Origin of the sequence: Flavobacterium sp. (assembly GCF_004211145.1) — a bacterium.
In the GTDB taxonomy this organism is placed as follows: domain Bacteria; phylum Bacteroidota; class Bacteroidia; order Flavobacteriales; family Flavobacteriaceae; genus Flavobacterium.
This window is the reverse complement of sequence record NZ_SEBS01000001.1, coordinates 49253-73233: the sequence shown is the minus strand read 5'-3', so window position 1 is coordinate 73233 and position 23981 is coordinate 49253. Positions and strand designations below refer to the sequence as shown.

Annotated in this window: 20 protein-coding genes; 13 read left to right on the top strand and 7 right to left on the bottom strand. The window is 48.0% G+C overall.

The window, feature by feature from the left end:
* Positions 1-3: 3 nt before the first annotated feature.
* From araA to EOO50_RS00310, 5 genes are all read left to right on the top strand, one after another.
* A complete protein-coding gene (gene araA, locus EOO50_RS00330; RefSeq protein WP_290836781.1) occupies positions 4-1494 on the top strand; it encodes an L-arabinose isomerase in 1491 nt (496 codons plus the stop codon).
* A gap of 131 nt (positions 1495-1625) precedes the next feature.
* Positions 1626-3326 (top strand): sodium/sugar symporter, encoded by a 1701-nt coding sequence (locus EOO50_RS00325; protein WP_290836779.1) that lies wholly within the window; start codon positions 1626-1628, stop codon positions 3324-3326.
* Positions 3327-3487: 161 nt separating this feature from the next.
* The gene (locus EOO50_RS00320; RefSeq protein WP_290836777.1) at positions 3488-4789 is read left to right on the top strand and encodes a cytochrome ubiquinol oxidase subunit I; all 1302 of its coding nucleotides are present in this window, start codon (positions 3488-3490) and stop codon (positions 4787-4789) included.
* Positions 4789-5811: a cytochrome d ubiquinol oxidase subunit II gene (locus EOO50_RS00315; protein ID WP_290836776.1), complete on the top strand. Its 1023-nt coding sequence runs from the start codon at positions 4789-4791 to the stop codon at positions 5809-5811. The genes EOO50_RS00320 and EOO50_RS00315 overlap by 1 nt, the downstream gene beginning before the upstream one ends.
* Positions 5808-7031, top strand: coding sequence for an agmatine deiminase family protein (locus EOO50_RS00310; RefSeq protein ID WP_363331690.1), 1224 nt, complete (start codon positions 5808-5810; stop codon positions 7029-7031). The genes EOO50_RS00315 and EOO50_RS00310 overlap by 4 nt, the downstream gene beginning before the upstream one ends.
* Before the next feature lie 3 nt (positions 7032-7034).
* Here the strand turns inward: EOO50_RS00310 and EOO50_RS00305 are convergent, their stop codons facing one another.
* Entirely contained in the window at positions 7035-8003 is a 969-nt protein-coding gene (locus tag EOO50_RS00305) for a hydrogen peroxide-inducible genes activator (protein ID WP_290836773.1), read from the bottom strand.
* A 154-nt stretch (positions 8004-8157) separates the two neighbouring features.
* On the opposite strand from EOO50_RS00305, the gene EOO50_RS00300 reads away from it, so the two are divergent.
* Complete coding sequence (locus tag EOO50_RS00300; RefSeq protein ID WP_290836771.1) at positions 8158-9183, top strand: alpha/beta hydrolase; 1026 nt, start codon at positions 8158-8160, stop codon at positions 9181-9183.
* A gap of 72 nt (positions 9184-9255) precedes the next feature.
* A complete protein-coding gene (locus tag EOO50_RS00295; RefSeq protein WP_290836769.1) occupies positions 9256-9672 on the top strand; it encodes an OsmC family protein in 417 nt (138 codons plus the stop codon).
* A gap of 167 nt (positions 9673-9839) precedes the next feature.
* Here EOO50_RS00295 and EOO50_RS00290 read toward each other — a convergent pair whose 3' ends face one another.
* Entirely contained in the window at positions 9840-10376 is a 537-nt protein-coding gene (locus tag EOO50_RS00290) for a 5'(3')-deoxyribonucleotidase (protein ID WP_290836767.1), read from the bottom strand.
* Between the two features lie 143 nt (positions 10377-10519).
* Between EOO50_RS00290 and EOO50_RS00285 the strand changes: the two genes are divergently transcribed.
* The 4 genes from EOO50_RS00285 to EOO50_RS00270 all read left to right on the top strand — a co-directional run bounded on the left by EOO50_RS00285 (position 10520) and on the right by EOO50_RS00270 (position 13932).
* Complete coding sequence (locus EOO50_RS00285; protein WP_290836765.1) at positions 10520-11089, top strand: flavin reductase family protein; 570 nt, start codon at positions 10520-10522, stop codon at positions 11087-11089.
* A 252-nt stretch (positions 11090-11341) separates the two neighbouring features.
* Positions 11342-12433: an alkaline phosphatase family protein gene (locus EOO50_RS00280; protein ID WP_290836763.1), complete on the top strand. Its 1092-nt coding sequence runs from the start codon at positions 11342-11344 to the stop codon at positions 12431-12433.
* Positions 12322-13158, top strand: a complete 837-nt coding sequence (locus EOO50_RS00275) for a DUF4983 domain-containing protein (RefSeq protein ID WP_290836761.1) — start codon at positions 12322-12324, stop codon at positions 13156-13158. Before EOO50_RS00280 ends, EOO50_RS00275 begins: the two co-directional genes overlap by 112 nt.
* A gap of 54 nt (positions 13159-13212) precedes the next feature.
* Positions 13213-13932 carry a porin family protein gene (locus EOO50_RS00270; protein WP_290836759.1) on the top strand — a complete coding sequence of 240 codons (720 nt, stop codon included), beginning with the start codon at positions 13213-13215 and terminating at the stop codon, positions 13930-13932.
* Here EOO50_RS00270 and EOO50_RS00265 read toward each other — a convergent pair.
* Positions 13927-14532 (bottom strand): hypothetical protein, encoded by a 606-nt coding sequence (locus tag EOO50_RS00265; protein ID WP_290836757.1) that lies wholly within the window; start codon positions 14530-14532, stop codon positions 13927-13929. The genes EOO50_RS00270 and EOO50_RS00265 overlap by 6 nt on opposite strands.
* 90 nt (positions 14533-14622) lie before the next feature.
* Between EOO50_RS00265 and EOO50_RS00260 the strand changes: the two genes are divergently transcribed.
* Positions 14623-15336, top strand: a complete 714-nt coding sequence (locus tag EOO50_RS00260) for a hypothetical protein (protein WP_290836755.1) — start codon at positions 14623-14625, stop codon at positions 15334-15336.
* Here the strand turns inward: EOO50_RS00260 and rpoN are convergent.
* From rpoN to EOO50_RS00240, 4 genes are all read right to left on the bottom strand, one after another.
* Positions 15333-16796, bottom strand: a complete 1464-nt coding sequence (gene rpoN / locus EOO50_RS00255; RefSeq protein WP_290836753.1) for an RNA polymerase factor sigma-54 — start codon at positions 16794-16796, stop codon at positions 15333-15335. The two genes, EOO50_RS00260 and rpoN, sit on opposite strands and share 4 nt — an antisense overlap.
* A gap of 81 nt (positions 16797-16877) precedes the next feature.
* Complete coding sequence (locus EOO50_RS00250) at positions 16878-17258, bottom strand: GxxExxY protein (protein WP_290836751.1); 381 nt, start codon at positions 17256-17258, stop codon at positions 16878-16880.
* Between the two features lie 190 nt (positions 17259-17448).
* Positions 17449-18894: an asparagine--tRNA ligase gene (gene asnS, locus EOO50_RS00245; RefSeq protein WP_290836750.1), complete on the bottom strand. Its 1446-nt coding sequence runs from the start codon at positions 18892-18894 to the stop codon at positions 17449-17451.
* A 185-nt stretch (positions 18895-19079) separates the two neighbouring features.
* The gene (locus EOO50_RS00240; protein ID WP_290836749.1) at positions 19080-21527 is read right to left on the bottom strand and encodes an MMPL family transporter; all 2448 of its coding nucleotides are present in this window, start codon (positions 21525-21527) and stop codon (positions 19080-19082) included.
* A gap of 184 nt (positions 21528-21711) precedes the next feature.
* Here EOO50_RS00240 and EOO50_RS00235 point away from each other — a divergent pair, with 184 nt between their 5' ends.
* A complete protein-coding gene (locus EOO50_RS00235; RefSeq protein ID WP_290836748.1) occupies positions 21712-23979 on the top strand; it encodes a cation:proton antiporter in 2268 nt (755 codons plus the stop codon).
* The last annotated feature ends 2 nt before the right edge of the window (positions 23980-23981 follow it).

Genomic DNA, 23981 nt, shown 5'->3' with positions numbered 1-23981 from the left:
AAAATGATAAATCTAAAGACATTTGAAGTTTGGTTCGTCACCGGAAGCCAACATCTTTACGGAGAAGAAACGCTTGCAAAAGTAGCCGAACATTCAAAAGCCATCGCGGCCGGCCTCGACGCTTCGGGCAAGATACCGGTTCGCGTGGTTTTCAAACCTACAGTTAAGACGACCGACGAGATCTACGAAACGCTTTTGGCGGCGAACACGACTGAAAACGTAATCGGCGTAATCGCTTGGATGCACACGTTTTCACCAGCAAAAATGTGGATCCGCGGGCTTTCGATCCTCAAAAAACCGTTACTACATTTACATACACAATACAACCGCGACATTCCGTGGAGTTCGATCGACATGGACTTCATGAATTTGAACCAAGCGGCTCATGGCGATCGCGAATTCGGTTTCATGGTGTCGAGAATGCGCAAGAACAGGAAAGTTGTCGTCGGACATTGGGAAGCGACCGACGTGCAGCAACAAATCGGCGATTGGACGCGTGCCGCTGCCGGATGGAACGATTGGCAAGGTGCGAAATTCGCGCGTTTCGGAGATAACATGCGTTTTGTCGCGGTTACCGACGGCGATAAGGTCGAGGCTGAATTGAAGTTCGGATTCTCGGTAAATTCTTATGGGATCGGCGATTTGGTTTCGATCATCGACAAGATTTCCGCAAACGATATCGAAAAACTGGTAGGGGAATATGAAAACTTGTATTCGGTTTCTGATAACTTGCGCCGCGGTGCGAAAGATCATTCGTCAGTGTATGAAGCGGCACGAATCGAATTAGGCTTGAGAAAGTTCCTCGAGGACGGCGGTTTCAAAGGTTTCTCCGACACGTTCGAAGACCTGCACGGAATGGTGCAATTGCCCGGATTGGCCGTGCAGCGTTTGCTCGCCGACGGTTACGGATTCGCCGGCGAAGGCGACTGGAAAACTGCAGCTTTGGTGCGCGCGTTCAAAGTCATGGGCGCCGGATTGGAAGGCGGAAACGGATTTATGGAAGATTACACTTACCATTTCGACCCGAATAACGAGCTCGTTTTAGGTTCGCACATGCTGGAGATCGACGCGTCGCTCGCAAGTACGAAACCGAGTTTGGAAGTACATCCGCTGGGCATCGGAGGAAAAGCCGATCCTGCGCGATTGGTATTCAACGTCGCCGGTGGTGAAGCCTTGAACGCTTCGATCGTCGACATGGGCAACCGATTCCGAATGATCGTCAACGAAGTAAAAGCCGTCGAGCCTCAAAACGAATTGCCGAATTTACCCGTAGCTCGCGTTTTGTGGAAACCGTATCCCGACATGAAAACGGGTTGTGCCGCGTGGATTTACGCCGGAGGAGCGCATCACACGGCCTACAGCCAAAACCTGTCGAGCGATTTGATCCGAATGTTCGCCGAAATGGCCGACATCGAGTTTTTGCTCATCGGGAAAGAAACGAAATTAGAGGAATTCAGGAACGAGATTCGTTGGAATGACGCTTCTTTTAAATGAATAATTAACAATTAATAATTGATGACAATTAGACAGACGTTCAGCTATAGTTCGAGCGATCTTCAAGAAAGCCTAATTATCCATTGTTAATTATTCATTGTTAATTAACAATTAACCAAACCAACCAAACCATGAGTAAGTTTTCAACCATCGACTACATCATTTTCATCACCTATTTCTTTGTAGTCGCGGGCTACGGCTATTGGATTTACAAAAAGAAAAAAGGCGACGGAGTTTCAGATTCCAAAGACTTTTTCCTTGCCGAAGGTTCGCTTACTTGGTGGGCGATCGGAGCTTCGTTGATTGCGTCGAACATTTCGGCCGAGCAGTTCATCGGGATGTCCGGAAACGGATTTTTCGTCGGGATTGCCGTTGCGGCTTACGAATGGGTGGCCGCGATTGCGTTGATTATCGTAGCGGTTTGGTTCATACCGGTCTATCTCAAGAACAAAATCTTCACGATGCCGCAGTTCCTGCAGACGCGTTACAACGAAAGCGTGAGTCTGATCATGGCGATTTTCTGGTTGTTCCTATACGTTTTCGTAAACTTGACCTCAATACTTTATTTGGGTGCGATCGCGATCGACAGTATGGCCGGCGGCGGTTATTTCCACGTCATCATCATCGTCATGGCGGTCTTCGCGCTCATCATCACACTGGGCGGAATGAAGGTCATCGGGTTCACCGACGTTATCCAGGTCTTGGTGCTCGTGATAGGAGGTTTGGCCACGACATATATCGCATTGACGCTTGTTTCCGACCATTTCAACTTGGGCCACAGCGCGATCGCGGGATGGAACAAAATGCTCGAAGCAGCGCCCGATCACTTTAAGATGTTGATCGAAAAACCATCGGTCGACGCGCCTCAGTCGGAAATCAACAAATATTTGATGTTGCCCGGAATCGCGATGTATTTCGCAGGGCAATGGATCGTGAACCTCAATTATTGGGGCTGTAACCAATACATCACGCAACGTGCTTTGGGCGCCGATCTGAAAACCGCACGTACCGGAATCCTGTTCGCCGGTTTCATGAAATTGGCAATGCCTGTAATCGTAATGCTTCCCGGAATCGCGGCTTACGTGATCTACCAGAACGGTGGGCTCCAAAACGAGATGGCGCCGGGCGGACATTTCAACGCCGACAACGCCTATTCAGCGATCCTCGGATTCTTGCCGACAGGCTTGAAAGGACTTTCACTCGCCGCATTGACTGCCGCGATCGTTGCGTCATTGGCAGGAAAAGCGAACAGTATCGCGACGATCTACACGCTTGACATACACAAAAAATATATCGATAAGGAAGCGGGCGAAAAGAAACTCGTCATCATCGGGCGTATCACGATCGTGGTCGCGATGATCCTTTCGATCGGATTGACTTGGAAGGATTTGCTCGGAATTGGCGGAGAAGGCGGATTCACGTTCATCCAAAAATATACTGGATTCATCAGCCCGGGAGTGTTCGCGATGTTCTTCCTCGGAATGTTCTGGAAACGCACGACGGGAGCCGCGGCAATTGCCGGCGTTCTCACAGGATTCGCGCTTTCGGTACTGTTCAACAACTACGCGCCTGAACTATTCGGACATGAAACCTGGTTATATTCAGCGTTCCCGAACGGAAAAGGCGGCTGGGAAATCCCGTTCCATATCTGTATGGGTTGGTCGTTCTTCTTCACGATGGCGTTGATGATCGTGATGAGTTTGTTCGGCCCGAAAGTAAACCCGAAAGCATTCGAACTCGACAAATCGATGTTCAAGGTCGCGCCGAGTACGTTGGCGTTGATCGTGGTGACTTGCCTTTTGGTGGCGGCGCTTTACATTCGATTCTGGTAAGGAATTAGTTATCTTGGTTTAGGGTTTAGGGTTTAGGGTTTAGGGTTTTGTCAAATAGCGACAACTCTAAACGCTAAACCCTAAATTTTTAAACATTACTCGCCCAAATTAGTTTCTGAGATTTTTGCGCCGTAAATTTGAGAAACTCAAAAGCACTTGTCATGGACAACCTCGACGCCGCCCGGCTACAGATGGCTTTTACCCTAATGTTTCATATCGTTTTCGCCTGCATCGGAATGGTCATGCCGTTCTTCATGGTCGTTTCCCACTACAAATGGCTTAAAACGCGCAACCCGATTTATCTTAAACTCACGAAAGCCTGGCAAAAAGGCGTCGCGATATTCTTCGTTACGGGCGCGGTTTCAGGAACGGCTTTAAGTTTCGAACTCGGATTGCTTTGGCCCGAATTCATGAAACACGCGGGCCCGATCATCGGGATGCCGTTTTCATTGGAAGGCGCGGCATTCTTCGTCGAAGCACTCGCCATCGGGTTTTATCTGTACGGATGGAACAAACTCAACGAGCGGTTTCATTGGATAACAGGAGTGATTATCGGCGTTTCGGGCGTCGCCTCGGGAATCTTGGTCGTGTCGGCGAACAGTTGGATGAATGCGCCTTCGGGTTTCGATTACGTCGATGGAAAGTTCTTGAATATCGACCCCGTCGAAGCATTGCTCAATCCCGCGTGGTTCGCTCAAGCACTGCACATGACGTTGGCCGCTTTTGCCGCCACGGGTTTTGCAGTCGCCGGAATCCACGCGTGGCAAGTCTACAAGAAACGCAATCCCGAAGTGCACGCGAAAGCATTCCACATCGCAATTGTTTTTGGCGGAATCGCGGCATTGCTGCAACCGCTTTCGGGCGATATTTCGGCCAAAGATGTCGCCCAAAGACAACCCGTAAAACTCGCGGCGATGGAAGCACATTATGAGACGAAAAAAGGCGTCCCATTATTCATCGGAGGAATCGTTGACGAAAAAAACAAAACCGTTTCCCATAAAATAGAAATCCCGAATGCGTTGTCGTTCCTGGCTTTCGGGGATTTCGACGCCGAAGTCAGAGGCCTCAACGATTTCCCGCAGGACGAATTGCCGCCCGTCGCGATCCCGCATTACGCGTTCCAGATCATGGTCACGATGGGCGGAATCATGGCGATGTCGGCGTTGGTGTATTTCATTAGCGTCCGACGAAGGAAATGGTGGGAAAAAAGTTGGTTCTGGCTCGCGTTCGCCATTCTCGCTCCCGCGGGTTACATCGCTCTCGAAGCGGGCTGGGTCGTGACCGAAGTCGGGCGCCAACCGTGGATCATCCACAAAATCATGCGCACAAAAGACGCCGTCACGCCCATGCCGGGAATGGTGTACAGTTTTTACTTTTACGTGTTGTTGTACACAATTTTAACGCTGACCGTAATTTGGCTCATGCGCCGACAAATCAAAGTGTTGAACGAAAAAATCGACTGATGTTATATGTAGTTTTGGTATTTCTGGTCGTCTCGTTTTTCCTGTACGTTTTGTTGGGCGGTGCCGACTTCGGGGCTGGAATCATCGAATTGTTTTCATCGACCGACAACCAAAAACCGATCAAGAAGACCGTTTACGAAGTCATGGGGCCGGTTTGGGAAGCCAACCACATTTGGATCATCATCATGATCGTGATTTTGTGGATCGGATTCCCGATGACGTACAATGTCGTGGTCGTGTACCTGCATATTCCGCTCACGCTGGTGCTACTCGGCATTACGTTGCGTGGCGCGGCTTTTATCTTCCGGCATTACGATGCGATAAAAGGAGAATCCCAAAAATTGTACGACGGTTTGTTTCGTATCTCGTGCCTTATCACACCGATTTTCCTCGGAATGACGTTCGGCGCCTTGATTTCGGGCGACATACAACTCATCGAAGACAATCCGAATGCGGGATTTTATGACGTTTACGTGCATCCGTGGCTGCAGGTTTTCCCGATTTTGATCGGATGTTTCTACGCCGCGCTTTGTTCGTTTCTCGCCGCGGTTTTCCTGATCGGTGAGGCGCATGATGAAGAGAAGAAAATGTACATCAAGAAAGCGAAAGTCGCGATCATTGCCGTTGTTTCGCTTGGTTTTTTGGTGTTGATTACGGGATTTTTGGAAGGTCGTGAATTCGTGATCGATTTCGTTACGAATCCATTTGCGATCGGTTCCGCGGCGCTTTCGGCGATTTTGCTGTATCCGTTGTGGCGCGCGATTCGCTTCGGACGCGTGAAACGATGCCGCTTCTTCGGGGGATTGCAGGTCGCGTTGATCCTTTTCGCGGCGGCAATTACACATTTCCCGAACGTTATTGGAACCACTTCGGGCAAACTCAATTTCATGGAAAGCCTCGCGCCCGACAGCGTGATGAATGTGCTCGGAATCTCGCTCATTATCGGCGGATTGTTGATTATTCCGGGATTGATCCATTTGCTCAAATCGTTTCACATGATCAAGATGTTCGAGAACGAATGATGAAAAAGCCACTTTTTTTTGCTGTCGTGTTTTGCATCGCGTCCATTACGCAAGCACAGGAAAAGTTCACGATCCCGGCCGAATTCGAGCCACAGGAATACATTTGGTTAAGTTGGGTCGAGTCTGGATTTCTAGGAGGCGAACCATTTTGCGACACTGCCTTGGCCGCAATGAGAGAAATTACACCTTATTCCAAAATTCGACTGTTTTATGGTCCGACGGCGAACTTTAATAAGCAACAAATGCAATCCAGAATTTGGAAGAGATTGCTTGAAGAAAAAGTCGATACATCGCGCGTCGCCCTGTTTTACAATCCGAAACCGTACGGTGCAATCCAGGATCCGGGACCGATTTTCCTGCGTAACGAAAACGAAAAGTTCGCCGTTGCCGATTTCAATTTCAATCATCCTGATGAACGTTCAAAAGAGATCGACCGTAACGTCGCCAAATATTTCGGTTTGCCAACCATCAAATCTGACATGATTTCTGAAGGCGGCGCGTGGCAAACAAACGGCAAAGGAACGCTATTGCTCGTAGAATCGGTGGAATTTGATCGAAACCCCAAGATGTCGAGAGCTGAAATTGAAAGCGAATACAAACGCGTCCTGGGAGTTTCCAAAATAATCTGGCTTAAAAAAGGCGCAAAAGAAGAAGAATGGGGAAGGCTTGAAAACGGATTGTACGGCATCGGAACTGGCGGCCATATTGATGAATTTTGCCGTTTCGCCGATCACAACACGATTTTACTAGCTGAAGTTTCAGATGCCGAGGCGCGCGAAAATCCGATAGCGAAAGAAACGCAGACCCGAATGCGTGAAAATTATGAAATCCTTGAAGAAGCGTCAGATCAGGATGGAAAGCCCTTTACGATTATCCGAATTCCGATTGGGCCGCTGTTGTCTGAAAAAGTGAAACTTAAATCGCTGTCGGTCGAGGAAAAGAGTTGGTTTGAGGGCGCAACCTCAGACGAGATCGAATTCTATTTGGCTACGGGTTACCTGAACTTTATCATCGCGAATGGCGTGGTCATCACCGCAAAGTATTGGAAACCGGGCGCGGACGACGATTTAAAAAAGCGTGACGATAACGCGAAAAAGGCTTTGGAAAAGGCATTTCCGAACAGAAAAATAGTCCAGATCGATTGCATGGCGTTACACCACGACGGCGCCGGATTGCATTGTCATTCGCGCAATCAGCCGGTTGGAGTAATGGGAAAATGACGCTCATAATTCCGATATTTTCTTTGCGAAATAAGGCGAATCGTCCCATCGGATTTTCTTGAATGCGAAATCCTGTTTGAGATTTTCGGGCAAGCAATTCCAGATCGCTTCGTTCATTTTCTCGAGCAACAATTGTTTCGAAAACGAGTCGGACGTCACCAGGCTTATTTCGCGAACCGGCTTCGGATCCTTGAACGGCTTGAACTGCGGATTTCCCGAATCGTTCAAAATCGACAACTGCGGAATGATCGCGAAACCCAGACCCGCGCGCACGAGATTCTTCAGCGTCTCGATCGAGCTGATTCCGAAACTGAATTTTTCGGTGATCCTTCCCGCGTCACTTATGTCGCAGATGTCGAGCAATTGGGCGTTGTAGCAGAATTCGTTTTGGAGCAACAGCAGTTCCGATTTGTCACTGGGTTCGAGGTCGTAGAATTCGTTTGCCGATTGCGGATGGCCGTCGTTGAGGTACGCGATAAACGGTTCGCGAAAAATCAAATGCTCTTTTAGGTTCGAATGTCCTGTGGGCGTTGCCATCAGCGCGATGTCGATTTCACCGGTTTCGAGACCGCGCACGAGCAACCCCGTCGGCATTTCCGAAATAATGAAATGCACTTTCGGTGCAACTTCGCGCATCGCTTTGATGAACAGCGGAATCAGGTAGGGCGAAAGCGTACTGATTACGCCGAGTTTGACATTTCCTTCCAGCGTGTTTTTGCGATCGACGACGAAATCGCGGATACCATCGGCTTCACGAAGGATCTTCCTGGCGCGCGAAATGATTTCGATTCCGTCTTTCGTAGGCGTAAGCGGCACTTTATTTCGGTCGAAAATCTTAATTCCTATTTCTTCTTCGAGATTTTTAAGCTGTATTGTGAGGCCGGGTTGTGTGACCATGCAGGCATCGGCAGCCCTTGCGAAATGCCGTTCTTCGTCCAACGCGATAATGTATTTGAGCTGTTGTAACGTCATTGTTTATAATTTTAATTTATAAAGATAAAAAATTATTAATTTGATTTATGTTATGTTGTTGAAATATCTTTGACCGAGAAATAAGCCGAAAGTCGTAAGGCCAAAAGGCCAACTGTCGCAAGGAAATGACATTAATTAAACAATTCAACAAAAAATGAAAACAATCACCACTTCAATCGCTCTACTGACATCCGTGTTAGCCATAAGTCAAATCGACACGTCCTTATCGGGAAATTACGGAGTCGAAACCAAAACCCGCGAATTCCTAAAAGCCGTTCATGGAGACGGAACGGGAAAACAGCTTTATGAATTGTCATACGAAGATGCCCGAAAAGTACTCATAGGCGCCCAAACCGGAGAATACAGAAAACTTCCCGCCGACGTTTCTGAAAAGACGATCACCCAAGACGGCAAAACCGTAAAACTCACGATCGTAAAACCGCAAAATTCAAAAGAGAAATTGCCCGTACTCATGTACTTCCACGGCGGCGGTTGGGTTCTTGGCAACTTCTTTACACACGACAGACTGGTTCGCGAACTCACGGTAGGAGCCAACATCGCCGTTGTCTTCGTGAACTACACGCCGTCGCCTGAAGCGTTGTTCCCAATTGCGAACGAAGAAGCGTATGCTGCGACAAAGTGGATCAAGGAAAATGGAAATTCAATTGGGTTGAACACCACGAAACTCGCAGTCGGAGGCGACAGTGTCGGAGGCAACATGGCAATTGCCGTAACTTTAATGGCCAAAGACCGCAAAGGCCCAAAAATCGATTTTCAATTGCTGTTCTATCCCGTAACCGATAATAATCTCGACACCGCGTCGTACCAGCAGTTTGCGAACGGACATTTCCTGACTAAAAACGCTATGGATTGGTTCTGGAAAACCTACGCGCCGAAAGCTGAAGACCGCAACTCGATCTATGCATCGCCTTTACGTGCCGACATAAATCAATTAAAAGATCTGCCCGAAGCTTTGGTGATTGTCGCCGAGAACGACGTGTTGCGTGACGAAGGCGAAGCGTACGCCAAAAAACTGAACGCCGCCGGAGTAAAAGTCACAGCGACGAGATATCTGGGAACCATCCACGATTTCGTGATGCTAAACCCGATCACCGAAACACCGGCGCCAAGAGCCGCGATAAAGCAAGCGACCGACGCTTTGAAAACAGCACTCAAATAATTATCCGATTACAAACGATTACAAACGATTACAAACGATTACAAACGATATAACAATTAAAAACCAGAAATCATGAAATTCACAAGAAAAGCAAACGCCAACTGGCAAGGAACGGGAATGGAAGGAACCGGAAAAATCTCAACCGCAAGTAAAACGCTTGACAACGCCCAACTTTCGTTCAAGACAAGATTCGCTGACGGCGTCGGAACGAACCCTGAAGAATTGATCGCCGCCGCACACTCAGGTTGCTACACCATGCAATTGAGTTTCCTGTTGAACGAAGCAGGTTTCACCGCCGATAACCTCGACACCGAAGCGACACTGACGTTTGAAGACGGGACGATCACGAAACTTCACCTCGACCTTAACGCAACGGTTCCCGGAATAGAAGATGCACAATTTCAGGAAATCGCAGCCAAAGCAAAAGCGATTTGCCCGGTATCGAAAGTGTTGAATGCTGAGATATCGCTCACGGCGACGCTCGCATAAATTTGACATCACGATCAAGAAAACAGGCTCATTGGGCCTGTTTTTTTTATGTTTTTTTACATAAAAACTACAGCAAAAAGTCAGGAATTTCCCCGAACTTCGTTAGACCTAACAGGTTTCCCAACGTCGGCCACTTAAACCTGTTAGGTCTTACGAATTCCGATTTTTCACTTCACCAACTCCCGCTCAAAAAACTCCAAGATCGAATCCCAATTATCAAAACGCTCGTGATGATCGACATTGTGGTTGTGGAACGCCGTGAAAAGCAACGGTTTTCCCGGGCAAAAATCGAGGTTCTTGCACATATCGTCAATCATATAATCGGTGTTGATGATACTTTTGTCACCGCAAAAAACGATGTTGTACCACGTGATGAACGGGAAATGCTCGCCGAGCCAAGCCTGTTTTTCGGGCAACGACAATGGGAATTCCGTCGCCGCCGAAACGATGTAGATTTCAAAGTCTTCCGATAATTTCCTCAACGCCTCGACCGCGCCTTCGATCACCGGCAAATCCCTGAAAAATCCGGCCTGGAACGCAAAATGACGCCACAGTCCGTCTGGAAATACATCATCGCCGTTCTTTCCGATTATACTTTGTTTCGAAAGCGAAATCCCGCTGTGCCTTTCGTACAGCGACAGAGAATGCGCTTCCACGTCGGCAATCACGCCATCCATGTCGATGGCAATCGTCTTTTTCTTCATAAAAAATCGTCTTTCCACAAATTTACCCAATGCTTTTTTTGGAGGCAAACAACTTAACCTATAACGATTTCGATGCGTTTGCTGTAAAAAATCGGCGCAAATCGATAAAATGCCACACGGCAAACGAACGTAAATTTGGGAAAATGAAACCCATGAAACGCACGTATAAAAAGCACGATTTTCCCGTTTCAGGCATCAGGAAATTCCTCGAACCCGGTCCTATCGTACTCGTAAGTTCGCACCACGCGGGCAAAAACAACATCATGACGATGGGTTGGCACACGGTCATGGAATTCACGCCGTCGTTGATCGGCTGCATGATCACGGCCGCGAACCACAGTTTCGAGATGATCCAAAAAAGCGGCGAATGCGTGATCAACATCCCAACGGTCGACTACCTGGAAGAAGTCATCCAAATCGGGAATTCGTCGGGAAAAGAAATCGACAAATTCAAGGAATTCAATCTCACGGCTGAGGAAGCCCAGAATATCAAAGCGCCGCTGATCAAGGAATGTTTCGCCAATTTTGAATGTAAGATCCACGACACAAAAATGCTCAACGATTACAATTTCTTCGTGCTCGAAGTCGTCAAAGCGCACGTCGCGACGTTCCCGAAATATCCTAAAACGGTACACTATCGAGGCGAAGGCGTGTTCATGATCTCAGGCAAAAACGTGGATCACCACAAGAAATTCAAACGGCAGAACTTATGATTTTTTGGGCGTGCCGGCGGCTTTCGACAATCGGTAAGTTTCCAAATCCTACAAGCCGCCGTCGGTCAGGCGGCAGTCGCTGCGGCCTTTTCGCGCCAGTTAGCGCAAAAAGGCCGCGAGCTTCGACAATGCCGCCAAACCTCACGCGAAACGTCATCCAAAATTACTTCCGAGCCCAAAAAACGATCATGAAGACTCGTCAGGCATGAACGATATTTATTTGGAAATCACGATATTTACGAAAACACGACTATGACCAAACCATTACTTCTTTTGCTGTTGGCGACTCTTCAATTTTACGCACAAAACAATCGAAAAGTGCTTTACATCTGCATCGATGGCTGCCGCGCGGACGCTTTGGTCGCCGCAAATACGCCCGCGATCGACGGTTTGCTGCCGGAATCCATTTACACGTTCGAAGGTTTATGCGCCTACAAGACCTGGAGTGGAAACGGATGGAGCAGCATGCTCACGGGAACCTGGCACACGAAACACGGCGTAACCGACAACACTTTCGTCGGTTCGAATTACGGCGAATATCCTGATTTCCTGACGCGCATCGAAGCGTTCGATCCGGATTTGAGAACGGTCACGTCAGTACTTTGGGCGCCGATCAACACCACGATTATCCAAAACGCCGACCTTAAACAAACGTTCACCACCGACGTCGCGGTCAAGAACGGAGCCGTAAACGCGCTGACAAACGACGATCCCGACGTGCTTTTCGTAGGTTTCGACGATGTCGATCACGCGGGACATTCTTTCGGTTTCGCCCCGAATGTACCACAGTATATTTCGGCAATCGAGGATACCGACGAACACGTTTCAGATATCTTGTCGGCGTTGTACGCTCGCCCGAATTACGAGAACGAGGATTGGCTGGTCGTCGTCACTACCGACCACGGCGGAACTCCTGCAGGTCACGGCGGAGGCGCGCTGTCAGAACGTACTATTTTCGCTATCTATTCGAATCCGTCGCTCGTTCCCGAACAGCTTACGCGCGACGCGTTGACCGTAAACTCGGTGTTCAACGAGGCGAAATTTTCGGCGGGAAGTTATGCGCAGCCAAGCAACCAGACGAATTTTCAGTTCGGAGCCAACCAGGATTTCACCGTGGAATTTTGGGTCAAGCCGAACGCTGCGTTCACAGGCGACCCTACGTTCGTAAGCAACAAAGATTGGGACAGCGGCCTGAACCCGGGCTTCGTAATCAGCGCGCAACAGAACCAATATTGGAAAGTCAATGTGAGCGAGGGCGACCAAAGACTCGATATTCAAGGCGGTTATCTGAATCCCAACGATGGCATCATCTCGCCGTCACGTTCGATCGCGACGGGCTTATGACGGCTTACGAAGACGGGCTTTTGGTCGGATTTGAGAAAATGCAGGACATCGGTAATATCGACACCGGATTGCCGCTCGTGATCAATCAGGACGGAACGCTCACGTACGGTTATGATTTTGCGGGAAGTTATCGGAACATCCGAATCTGGAATTCGGTACTTTCAGCACAAACGATACAAAATTGGGCGTCGGTTCCCATTACCGCATCGCATCCGAATTACACGCAACTTTTAGCCGATTGGAACTGCAACGACGGGTCGGGTTCCACATTGATCGACTCAAGTTCCAACGCGAATAACGCCGCAATTTCGAATTCCGTCGTCTGGAACAACAATGTAAACAACGCTTTTACGATGTATTCGTACCAAGGTTTGCCCACCGAACCTGACAATGCCGCGACCGTCCTCAATTGGATGTGCGTGCCGATCCAGCCGTCATGGGAACTCGACGGCGTTTCCTTTGTCCCGTTGTGCGAATCGTTGTCGGTGAATGAAAATCCTAAAAGTAAGTTGGCGATCTTTCCGAATCCAGCCAATACGCATTTTATTTTGGCAACCGATTCCGCTCTAATCGGGCTTGAATACGGTTTATACGAAACGTCGGGCCGACGCGTGCTTTCAGGAAAGATCACCGATATCGAGACGATCGTGAAAATCGAAGGCCTGGCATCGGGCGTATATCTGCTGAAAACCGCGACGCAGACATTGCGCGTCCTGAAAAACTAAAACAGCGACAACGGCATCTGATTAATTCGTATTTTTAGCCATCAATTCAGCAGTATGAGATTTTTGTTGCCCGCCGTTTTATTGTTAGTCGCCTTTTCGGGTTTCGCCCAGATAGATTCGACGGCCGTGGCGCCAAAATCTAAAGGTCCTGATTTTGCGGCTCTCGATTCGCTGTACCGCGAAGATCAATTTTACTTCAGTTTCACGTACAACATTCTCACGCATACGCGCGCGCTTGACATTTCGCAAAACAAATTCTCGGCGGGATTTTCAATCGGATTCTTGCGCGACATGCCCATAAACGACGACCGGACGGTTTCCATCGCGGCCGGTCTGGGTTACGCGTTGCAGAACTTCAACTACAATCTGATCGTGAATGGCGAAGGCGTGATTCCGCAATATGAACTCATCAATGATTCGACTTATTATGAAAAAAATAAGTTGTCGTTGAATTACCTCGATATCCCGATTGAGTTCCGATGGAGAAATTCGACGATGCAAAGCCATAAATTCTGGCGCATCTACACGGGATTCAAGTTCAGTTATCTGTTCAACAGCCGATCGAAATTCGTGGGCGACGGCGGCAAAACGCTTGTCATAAACAACGATGACCTCAATAAATTCCGATACGGCGTTTATGTCGCGGCGGGTTACAACACGTGGAACCTTTACGTGTATTACGGTTTGAATCCGATATTCAAGGAAGGAATTTTAGGCGAAAACAGGATCGACATGAGCTCGGTGAATGTCGGGTTGATGTTCTACATTTTATAGCCACGCGTACCACAAAACCACTTGCGGGATCAAGCCGCACAAGAATCCGATCGCGAGTTCGCTGCCCGAATGTGCCTTCATTTCCAAACGCGATGAAGCGACCAGGCCGTTCGCGAAAACCAATCCCGTAATCGCGAGCAACGCATTCGTCTCGTTGTGGAAGCTCAATCCGACGACGAAAGCCGTAAGTGCCGAAATTCCCATCATGTGCAAACTCACTTTTATGCGTCCGAATGCGAATGCGAGCGCCAGGAAAGTACTCACCAATCCGCCGCCGAAGAAGAAGAACAGTTCGGGAATCGCGTCGATCGTGATGCTTTTGCTGATAAGGATAAAAAGAAGTAAACATTGGATGAACAAAGGGATTTTGCGTTGCGCCAAGTCGGCGAGCATGATCGAATCGATTTTTCCGAGCGACCGCAACAAAAAGAAAAAGCAAACCGGAATGAACAATGTGATGATCGCGATCTGTAACAGGATCAAATATTTTTGGCCCGTATTGTAAGCGTTCAAGTCGATCAAAAAATAGAACAGCGTCGCGAAGACCGGCATGAACACCGGATGCAAGATATAAGAAAAAAGGGGCAGGATTCTTTTCAAGTCACGCTTTTAAGCAAAGATAAGACAGATTGTGGCGAACCATTGGCGCAACCAAATCATTTTTTTGGTATTAATATAAAAATGCTGCCGATGAAAAAAATATTTCGATTATTCGTTCCGCTTTCGTTCATGGCATGCGCTGAAGATGATTCACAAGATACTTGCACTGCAGATTGTACACGACTTCAAGGTCAGGTCGTAACCTTAGGTAACCAGCCGCTGCCGAATATCAAGATAAAATTCGATTACAAACAAAGCGGGAGCGGTTATCATGTGCGCACTATAGCGAATTTGAAAACGTCGGACGATGGTTTGTTCGGACGCGATTTTCATTTGCAGGATGATGAAGTCGGAAATCAAAGCGGCCTTTTCCGATTCGAGATAGACGATTCGAATCTTGATCCAAATACATATATAAACGTTGGAGTAGCTGACCAGTCGGAAATGATCATCAACCAGATTTTCACGCGCGATACCGTGTTGAATGTTCCGATCTATATTCCCAAAAAAGCATTCATAAAAGTGCATCTAAATAATTTCGTGCCGCAAGTTGATGGCGATGCTTTTTACATAAACACTGTTTATCCGGCCGGGCCACAAGTTCCTGGAGCGCCGGGAATAGGAGTGACTTTTCGGGAACCGAATGCCGATGTCAACCAATTTTACACCGACGTTGTCGTATCGGAAGGCGCTGAAAACTTCGTAAGGGTTTACCGACGCAAAAATGGCATCGTGACGATTGAGGATTTTCCCGTGACAGTTCCCGTGGGTCCGAACAACATCGAATTGACGTTCGAATACTAAATTTTCTTTCTCATTCTCGCTACCGGAATGTCAAGCTGCTCGCGGTATTTTGCAATGGTTCGACGCGCGATCGGGTAGCCGCGTTCTTTCAGGATGTCGGCCAATTGATCGTCGGGAAGCGGTTTGTGCTTGTCTTCTTCACCGATAACGTCCTGCAGGATTTTCTTGATTTCGAGCGTCGAAACTTCTTCGCCTTGGTCGTTCATCATCGCTTCCGAGAAGAATTCCTTTATGAGTTTCGTGCCATAAGGCGTATCGACGTATTTGGAATTGGCGACACGTGAAATCGTTGAGATGTCGAGTCCGACCATATCGGCGATATCTTTCAAAATCATCGGGCGCAATTTCGTTTCGTCTCCATCGAGGAAGAATTCGCGTTGGTATTCCATGATCGCGCTCATCGTGACCATCAGTGTTTCCTGGCGTTGGCGGATCGCATCGATAAACCATTTGGCCGAATCGAGCTTCGATTTTATGAAGGTTACCGCGTCTTTCTGCTGTTGTGATTTGTCGCGTGAATCTTTGTAGGTCTGCAACATATCCTGATAATCGCGTGAAACGTGAAGCGTGGGCGCGTTCCTGCCGTTGAGCGTGAGTTCGAGCTCGCCTTCGTTGATCCGGATCGTAAAATCAGGCACGACGTGTTCGATGAGTCGCGTACTTCCCGCAAAAGAACCGCCGGGTTTCGGGTTGAGTTTCTCGATCTCGTCAATCGCTTTCTTGAGTTGTTCCTGGGATGCGCCGTACTTCGCGCGCAATTTGTCGTAGTGTTTCTTGGTGAACGCGTCGAATTGGTTTTCGATGATGTCGGTCGCCATTTCAACCGATTCTGTCGGCGTCTTGTGTTTCAATTGCAACAGCAGACATTCCTGCAGATCTCTCGCTCCGACGCCCGACGGTTCGAGCTCGTGGATGATGTGCAAAATTTGCTCGACGATTTTTTCGTCGGTGTAAATGCCTTGGGTGAACGCCATATCGTCGACGATGTCGGGAATCGAACGCCTGATGTAACCTTGGTCGTCAATGCTTCCCACGAGGAATTCGGCGATTTCGCGCTGTTCGTCGGTCAGGATAAACGTGTTGAGCTGGTTGATCAGATCCTGGTGAAAACTCACCGAAGCGGCAAGTGGCGACTCGCGTTGTTCCTCGTCGCTGTAATTATTCGCCGATAATTTATAGTCGGGCGTTTCGTCATTCGAAAGGTATTCGTCTATGTTGATGTCTTCAGCTTCGATCGATTCGTTGTCGCCGTCATCGTAATCTTCGAATTCTTCGTTATCGAACTCGTCTTTTTCGTATTCGTCTTCTTCCTGTCCCGTTTCGAGAGCGGGATTTTCGTTCATCTCTTCCTTTAAACGCTGCTCAAAGGCTTGTGTTGGCAGCTGGATCAGCTTCATGAGCTGGATTTGCTGCGGCGAGAGCTTTTGTTGGAGTTTGAAGTTTAATGACTGTTTGAGCATTGTTTTTGGGCGGCTGCCTGCGGCATCCTTTTTTGTTTGACACGAAGACACAAAGGCACAAAGGCACAAAGAAGCTTCGCTTTAGTTAGCTATTCGTTTTATGCCTTGTTTGATCAAAGGCACATTAAAATTAATTAAAAATCCGATATTCTTCCCTGTTAGTTTTAGTTGGCTCAAAACCTGAGCTTGCCAAACAGGATTTATCGTTTCAACCGATTTGATTTCCACGACAATTGTTTCTTCAACGAGAAGATCAAGTCTTAAACCTTCATCGAACGTAATATCATCATAAATTATCGGGACTTTGATTTGTCGCTGCACTTTAAGTCCTGCCTTTCTCAATTCATGAGCGATGCAAACCTCGTAAATTTTTTCGAGCAGTCCCGGACCGAGTCTGGTATGGACAACATATGCGGCATTCACAACCGCTTTCGCGATCATTTCGTTTTTAAAATTACTCATCTGTATGGCGTATAAAATTCAAACGCTAAGATACGAAACCAAACTTCGTATCTTAGCGTCTTTATCACTTCATTAGAAAAAAATCACGAATCCATTTCCAGACTTTCCGTACTCAGGACCAAGGACAAACAAAAAAAACTTCGTGCCTTCGTGCCTTTGTGCCTTCGTGTCAAACTTTTACTCTTCCATCTTAAAACTCCGCGTTCATCGGCGTACGAGGAAAAGGAATCACATCCCTAATATTCGTCATCCCCGTCACGAAAAGCACAAGCCTTTCAAAACCAAGTCCGAATCCGGAGTGCGTCGCGGTTCCAAATCGGCGCGTATCGAGATACCACCACAATTCTTCCTCGTCGATGCCGAGTTTTTTCATCTTTTCAACGAGCACGTCATAACGTTCCTCACGCTGTGATCCGCCCACGATTTCGCCGATTCCGGGGAAAAGGATGTCCATCGCGCGCACGGTTTCGCGTCCCGGTTCGGTTCCGTCGTTCAAACGCATGTAAAACGCCTTGATGTTCGCCGGATAATCGTACAAAATCACAGGGCATTTAAAGTGTTTCTCGACAAGGAAACGCTCGTGCTCGCTTTGCAGGTCGGCGCCCCATTCTTCGATGAGATATTGGAATTTTTTCTTCTTGTTCGGAGTTGAATCCTTAAGAATATCGATAGCTTCGGTATATGAAACGCGTTTGAAGTTGTTCTCCAAAACGAATTTCAATTTCTCCAAAAGCGCCATTTCGCTGCGTTCGTTCTGAGGCTTTTGTTTTTCCTCTTCAAGAAGTCGTCCCTCAAGAAATTTCAAATCGTCTTCGCAATTGTCTAGCGCGTATTTGATCACGTATTGTATGAAATCCTCGGCCAGATCCATGTTGTCGTCCAAGTCGTTGAACGCGACTTCAGGCTCGATCATCCAGAATTCCGCCAAGTGACGCGAAGTGTTTGAATTTTCGGCACGGAATGTCGGCCCGAACGTATAAATCTGCCCCAAAGCCATCGCGAACGTTTCACCTTCAAGTTGGCCTGAAACCGTAAGATTCGTATGTTTCCCGAAGAAATCCTGTTTATAGTCGATTCCTCCATTTTCGTTTTTCGGCAAGTTGTCAAGCGGGAGCGACGTCACCTGGAACATTTCGCCCGCGCCTTCAGCATCGGCACCCGTAATGATCGGCGTGTTCACGTAAACGAAACCTTGCTCCTGAAAATATTTGTGTACCGCTGCGGCCAAAACCGAACGCACGCGCATGATCGCTCCGAACGCATTCGTCCGAACACGTAAATGCGCATTCGCACGCAAGAATTCAAGCGAGTGTTTCTTGGGTTGCATCGGGAATTTCTCAGCATCGGAATCGCCCAAAATCTCGATCTTTTTGACCTGGATTTCGTATTTCTGGCCTTTTCCCTGGCTTTCGACCAAATCACCGAAAACCGAAACCGCGGCTCCGGTCGTGATGCGCTTCAAAGTTTCCTCAGGCGTATTCTCAAAATCGACCACGCATTGAATGTTATTTATCGTCGACCCGTCGTTGAGCGCAATAAATTGATTGTTGCGGAATGTGCGCACCCAGCCTTTCGCCGTTACATCGGTAAGCGGTTTGGTGCAGCAAAGAAGGTCGTTGATTTTTGTACGTTTCATTTCATAATACGTTTAAGCGTGCAAATATAGTAGACGAAAGACGAATGACGAAAGACGAAGGACAAAAAATGCAGTAGACTAAAGACAAATGACGAAAGACGAAGGACAAAAAGGAGTATGGAATAGCAAGATTGACGGTTCAGAATCCGACTGACAAGCGAAAGTCCTTCGTCGTTCGTCTTTCGTCATTCGTCATTCGCTTTTCTTTTAGACAAATCCCGATGCCCCGGCCTGTTATCGATTTCCTCATCGCTATATTCCTTCACGTCGATCAACGGTTCGAGCATGTCCTGTTCGTTCGCCAGTTTCTTGTTGAGCGTAAGAACCAAAGCGGGCAGCAACATCAGATTCGACAACATGCCGCAGAACAGCGTGAGCGAGACCAATCCGCCGAGAGCGACCGTTCCGCCAAAGTCCGACAACATAAACACCGAAAACCCGAAGAACAACACGATCGACGTATAAAACATACTCAATCCCGCGTCATTGAATGTCGCGTAAACTGCTGGTTTGATACGCCAGTTGTTGCGCTTGAGTTCTTCGCGGTATTGGGCGAGGAACCGGATCGTATCATCGACCGACATCCCGAACGCGATCCCGAAAACCAAGATCGTACTCGGTTTCAACGGCACATTCAAAAAGCCCATGATTCCTGCGGTAAGCAACAACGGTAAGATATTCGGAAGCAACGAAACCAGTATCATCTTGAACGATCGGAACAAAAAGGCCATCAGGAATCCGGTCAATGCGAACGCGAACAACAGCGATGAAAGCAAATTATCGATCAGATAACCCGTTCCTTTCTGGAAGACGAGCGACTTTCCTGTGATCGAAACTTCGAAACGATCTTTCGGGAAAATCTTTTCGGCTTCCTTGCGGATGCGCGCCTCGATCTCGGGAATGCGTTGCCCGTTGTCATCGCGCATGAACGCTGTGATTCTCGCGTAACGTCCGGTGCTGTCAACGTAACTTTTCATGAGATTTTGCTTGCCGCCTTTCAACGTGTTTTTCGCGAACGACAAGATAAACGACTGCTCCTGGGGTGTCGGAAGTTCGAAATATTGCGGATTTCCATTGTAAAATGCCTGCTTCGAATATTTCACGACGTTCACGACCGAAATCGGTTTTGAAAGCTCAGGGATTTCATCGATTTCCTTCTCGAATTCTTCCATTTTGTTGAGCGTGGACAATTTCATGACGCCTTTCGGACGCTTCGTGTCTATCATGATCTCGAGCGGCATCACACCGTTGAACTCCTTTTCGAAGAACGTGATGTCCTTGAAAAATTCGGTTTTCTTGGGCATGTCTTCAATTAGACTACCGGAGATTTTCATGCGGGTCAGGCCAAAAACGCTCACCAATAACAAAATCACGGTCACGGTGTAAATCGAGAATCTATTGTATTTCACCATTCTCAAAATCCAGTCCATGAAACCTTTTACCGAATCGTCTTCGAGGTGTTTCAGATGTCTATCGGCCGGAGCGGGAATGTAACTGTGGAAGATCGGGATGATGATGATCGCCAAAACAAACAGCGCCATGATGTTCACCGCGGTCAAATTTCCGAACTCGATCAAAAGTTTGTTGTTCGATGTGATGAACGTCGCAAACCCGATCGCCGTCGTGATGTTCGTGAGCAGCGTCGCGCTTCCGATCTTGGTCGTCACGCGTTGCAACGCTTTTGTTTTATTTCGGTGTTTGTAATATTCCTGATGGTATTTGTTCGTCAGGAAAATGCAATTCGGAACACCGATTACGATGACCAACGCCGGAACGAGCGCCGTCAAGATCGTGATCTCGTAATTGAAAAGCCCCAAGAATCCGAACGACCAGATCACGCCGATCGTCACGATAAGCAACGTCACCATCGTCGCGCGGAAACTCCTGAAGAAGAAGAAAAACAATAAGCACGTCACGAAAAGCGACGCCCCGATGAAAATTCCGATCTCGCCTTTTATCGTTTCGGTACTCATCGTCCTGATGTACGGCATGCCCGAAACATGGGGTTTTACACCGCTTTCGGTTTCAAAATCCTTTAAAGCGGGAATCAGTTTTTTGAGCACGAAGTCTTTCCTTGCGGGCGAATTCACGATCTTCTTATCGAGATAAACCGCGGCGCGAACCGTTCCCGAACCTTTGTTGAACAGCAAACCTTCGTAAAAAGGCAGGTCATCGAACAATCGGCTTCGAATGTTTTTGAGATAAGTCGTGTCTTGCGTTTTCGATTTGTCGGTGAAGTCGGTGAGTTCGAAACTTTGGAGCGAATCGTTCTTGGTGAGTTGCTTCAAATTGTGCACATCGACAACCAGATCGACGTTTTTATCGATCTCGATCGTGTGCATCAATTTGGTCCATGACGCATAGACTTTCGGGGTGAAGAGCGCGCTGTCTTTGACTCCGATTACAATCAGGTTGCCTTCTTCGCCGAATTTTTTAAGGAATGTCCGGTATTCGACATTCGTGGGATCGTCGTCGGGCAAAAGGTTCGCTTCGGTGAAACTAAAACGGATGTTCTTCCACTGCATGACCAGGAAAACGGTCGTCAATGCTACCAATAGAAGCATTAAAACCTTGTTGCGCAAGACGATTCTTGCGACCAGTTCCCAGAAACCCAGACTAAACCATTTGGTCATGTAGCAAATTTGAGGCTGCAAAGGTAGGTAATCGAATGCGGTTTTTAAATCGTAAAACCCTTATTTTATTGCCGATTTCACGCAATTTTAACATTGCGGCATTAATTAGACGGCGCCCCGATTCGCACGTTATTAATTTATATATTTGGGTCGCATTTCAGCAGACAATCGAGCCACGACAAGCATGAGGAATTTCAAGAACTCCATTTTCTACGTTTTGTTTACCGGAGGATTTTCGGTTCTCATGTATTGGATCATCACCAAAGGCAAGCATCTCGAAGACGGGCGTGACGTGGTCGTAACGGCAAGCGTCAAAGACCAATGGGTGCAATTTCTCGAGTCGATGACGCACAATATTCAGCATCCGCTCGCGCTTTTATTGCTCCAGATCATTACGATAATCTTGGTCGCGCGCATATTCGGGTGGTTTTTCCGAAAGATCGGCCAACCTACGGTAATCGGCGAAATGCTTGCGGGAATCCTGCTCGGACCTTCGCTCGTCGGGCTGTATTATCCTGAATTTTCGCATTTGCTTTTCCCGATTGAATCACTAGGAAACCTACAGTTCCTAAGCCAGATCGGACTCATATTTTTTATGTTCGTCGTCGGGATGGAACTCGATCTGACGGCACTTCGCAACAAGGCGAACGATGCGGTCGTGATCTCGCACGCAAGTATCATTTTCCCGTTCACGCTTGGCGTCGGCTTGGCGTATTTCATTTATCAGAAGTATGCGCCCGAAAACGTCGAATTCCTTTCGTTTTCGCTTTTCCTGGGCATCGCGATGAGCATCACGGCATTTCCTGTTTTGGCGCGCATCGTGCAGGAACGCGGCATCCATAAAACGCGTCTCGGTGCAATTGTGATTACGTGCGCGGCCGCCGACGACATCACGGCCTGGTGCATTTTGGCGACCGTGATCGCGATCGTGAAAGCGGGTTCGATCATCAGTTCCTTGTACGTAATCGGGCTTGCGATCGTGTATGTGATCTTGATGCTCAATGTCGTCCGACCGTTCCTGAAACGCGTCGCCGAACTCAAGAATTCACGTTCATCGTTGAGCAAACCGGTCGTGGCGATTTTCCTTTTGACGTTGATCATTTCAGCTTACGTTTCAGAAATCATCGGTATCCACGCGCTTTTCGGGGCGTTCATGGCAGGCGCGATCATGCCCGACAATACGCGTTTCCGAAGCATCATCATCGAAAAAGTCGAGGACGTTTCGGTCATTTTATTGTTGCCGTTATTCTTCGTATTTACGGGACTTCGCACGCAAATCGGACTCATAAACGATCCTGAATTGTGGCAACTCACAGGCTTGGTCATTTTGGTCGCGGTTGCGGGAAAATTCCTCGGAAGCTCGATCGCCGCGAAATTCGTCGGGCAGAATTGGCGCGACAGCTTGACGATAGGCGCGTTGATGAACACGCGCGGTTTGATGGAACTCGTCGTACTCAATATCGGATATGATCTGGGCGTTTTGTCGACCGAAATATTTACGATAATGGTCCTGATGGCGCTCGTCACCACGTTCATGACCGGGCCGCTTCTCGATCTGATCAACTACATTTTCAAGACGAAAAATGAGATAATCCCCGACGAGATCAAGGCCGACAATCGCTATAAGATCCTGATTTCTTTCGGGAACGCCGAACGCGGAAAGGTGCTTCTGCGCCTGGCCAACAGTTTCCTTCGCAAGGAAAAGGACCATTGCGCGGTCACGGCTCTGCATATGACATTGAGCAACGAATTGCACACGTTTGATCTCGAAGAGCAGGAAAGACGCACGTTCGCGCCGCTTTTGACCGAATCCGAACAGATCGGGCAGAAGATCACCACATTGTTCAAGGCGTCGAACGACATCGATACCGACATCGTTGAAATTGCGAACAAAGGCGAATACGATTTGCTTCTCGTCGGGCTCGGACGATCTATTTTCGAGGGTACGTTGCTCGGAAAAATGCTTGGTTTCACGACGCGCATCATCAATCCGGATCGATTGATCGACAAATTCATCGGAAAGGAAGGACTTTTTGAGAATTCACCTTTCGACGAACGCACACGCCAAATCATCGGTCGTACGAAAATGCCCGTCGGAATCCTCGTCGACAAGAATCTCGATGTGCTCGAAAATATCTTCGTTCCGATGTTCAGCGCCGAAGACGATTTTCTCTCGCAATTCGCCGAAAAACTGATCTTCAACAACGATTCGACCGTTACGTTTCTTGAAAACGTCGACGATTCGGGCCAGATTTTACCATCGCCCGGACTCGAAAACCTAAAGCGAAAATTCCCGGATCAAGTAAAAACCCACGCCGACCGCACGATGAAAAAAGACTTCCTAGAGCAACAGGACATGATGCTCGTCACGCTCGAAAGCTGGAAGAAACTCGTCGATTCCCAAAGCGTTTGGCTCGCGAACATGCCGTCGGTTTTGATCATAAAACATTAGAC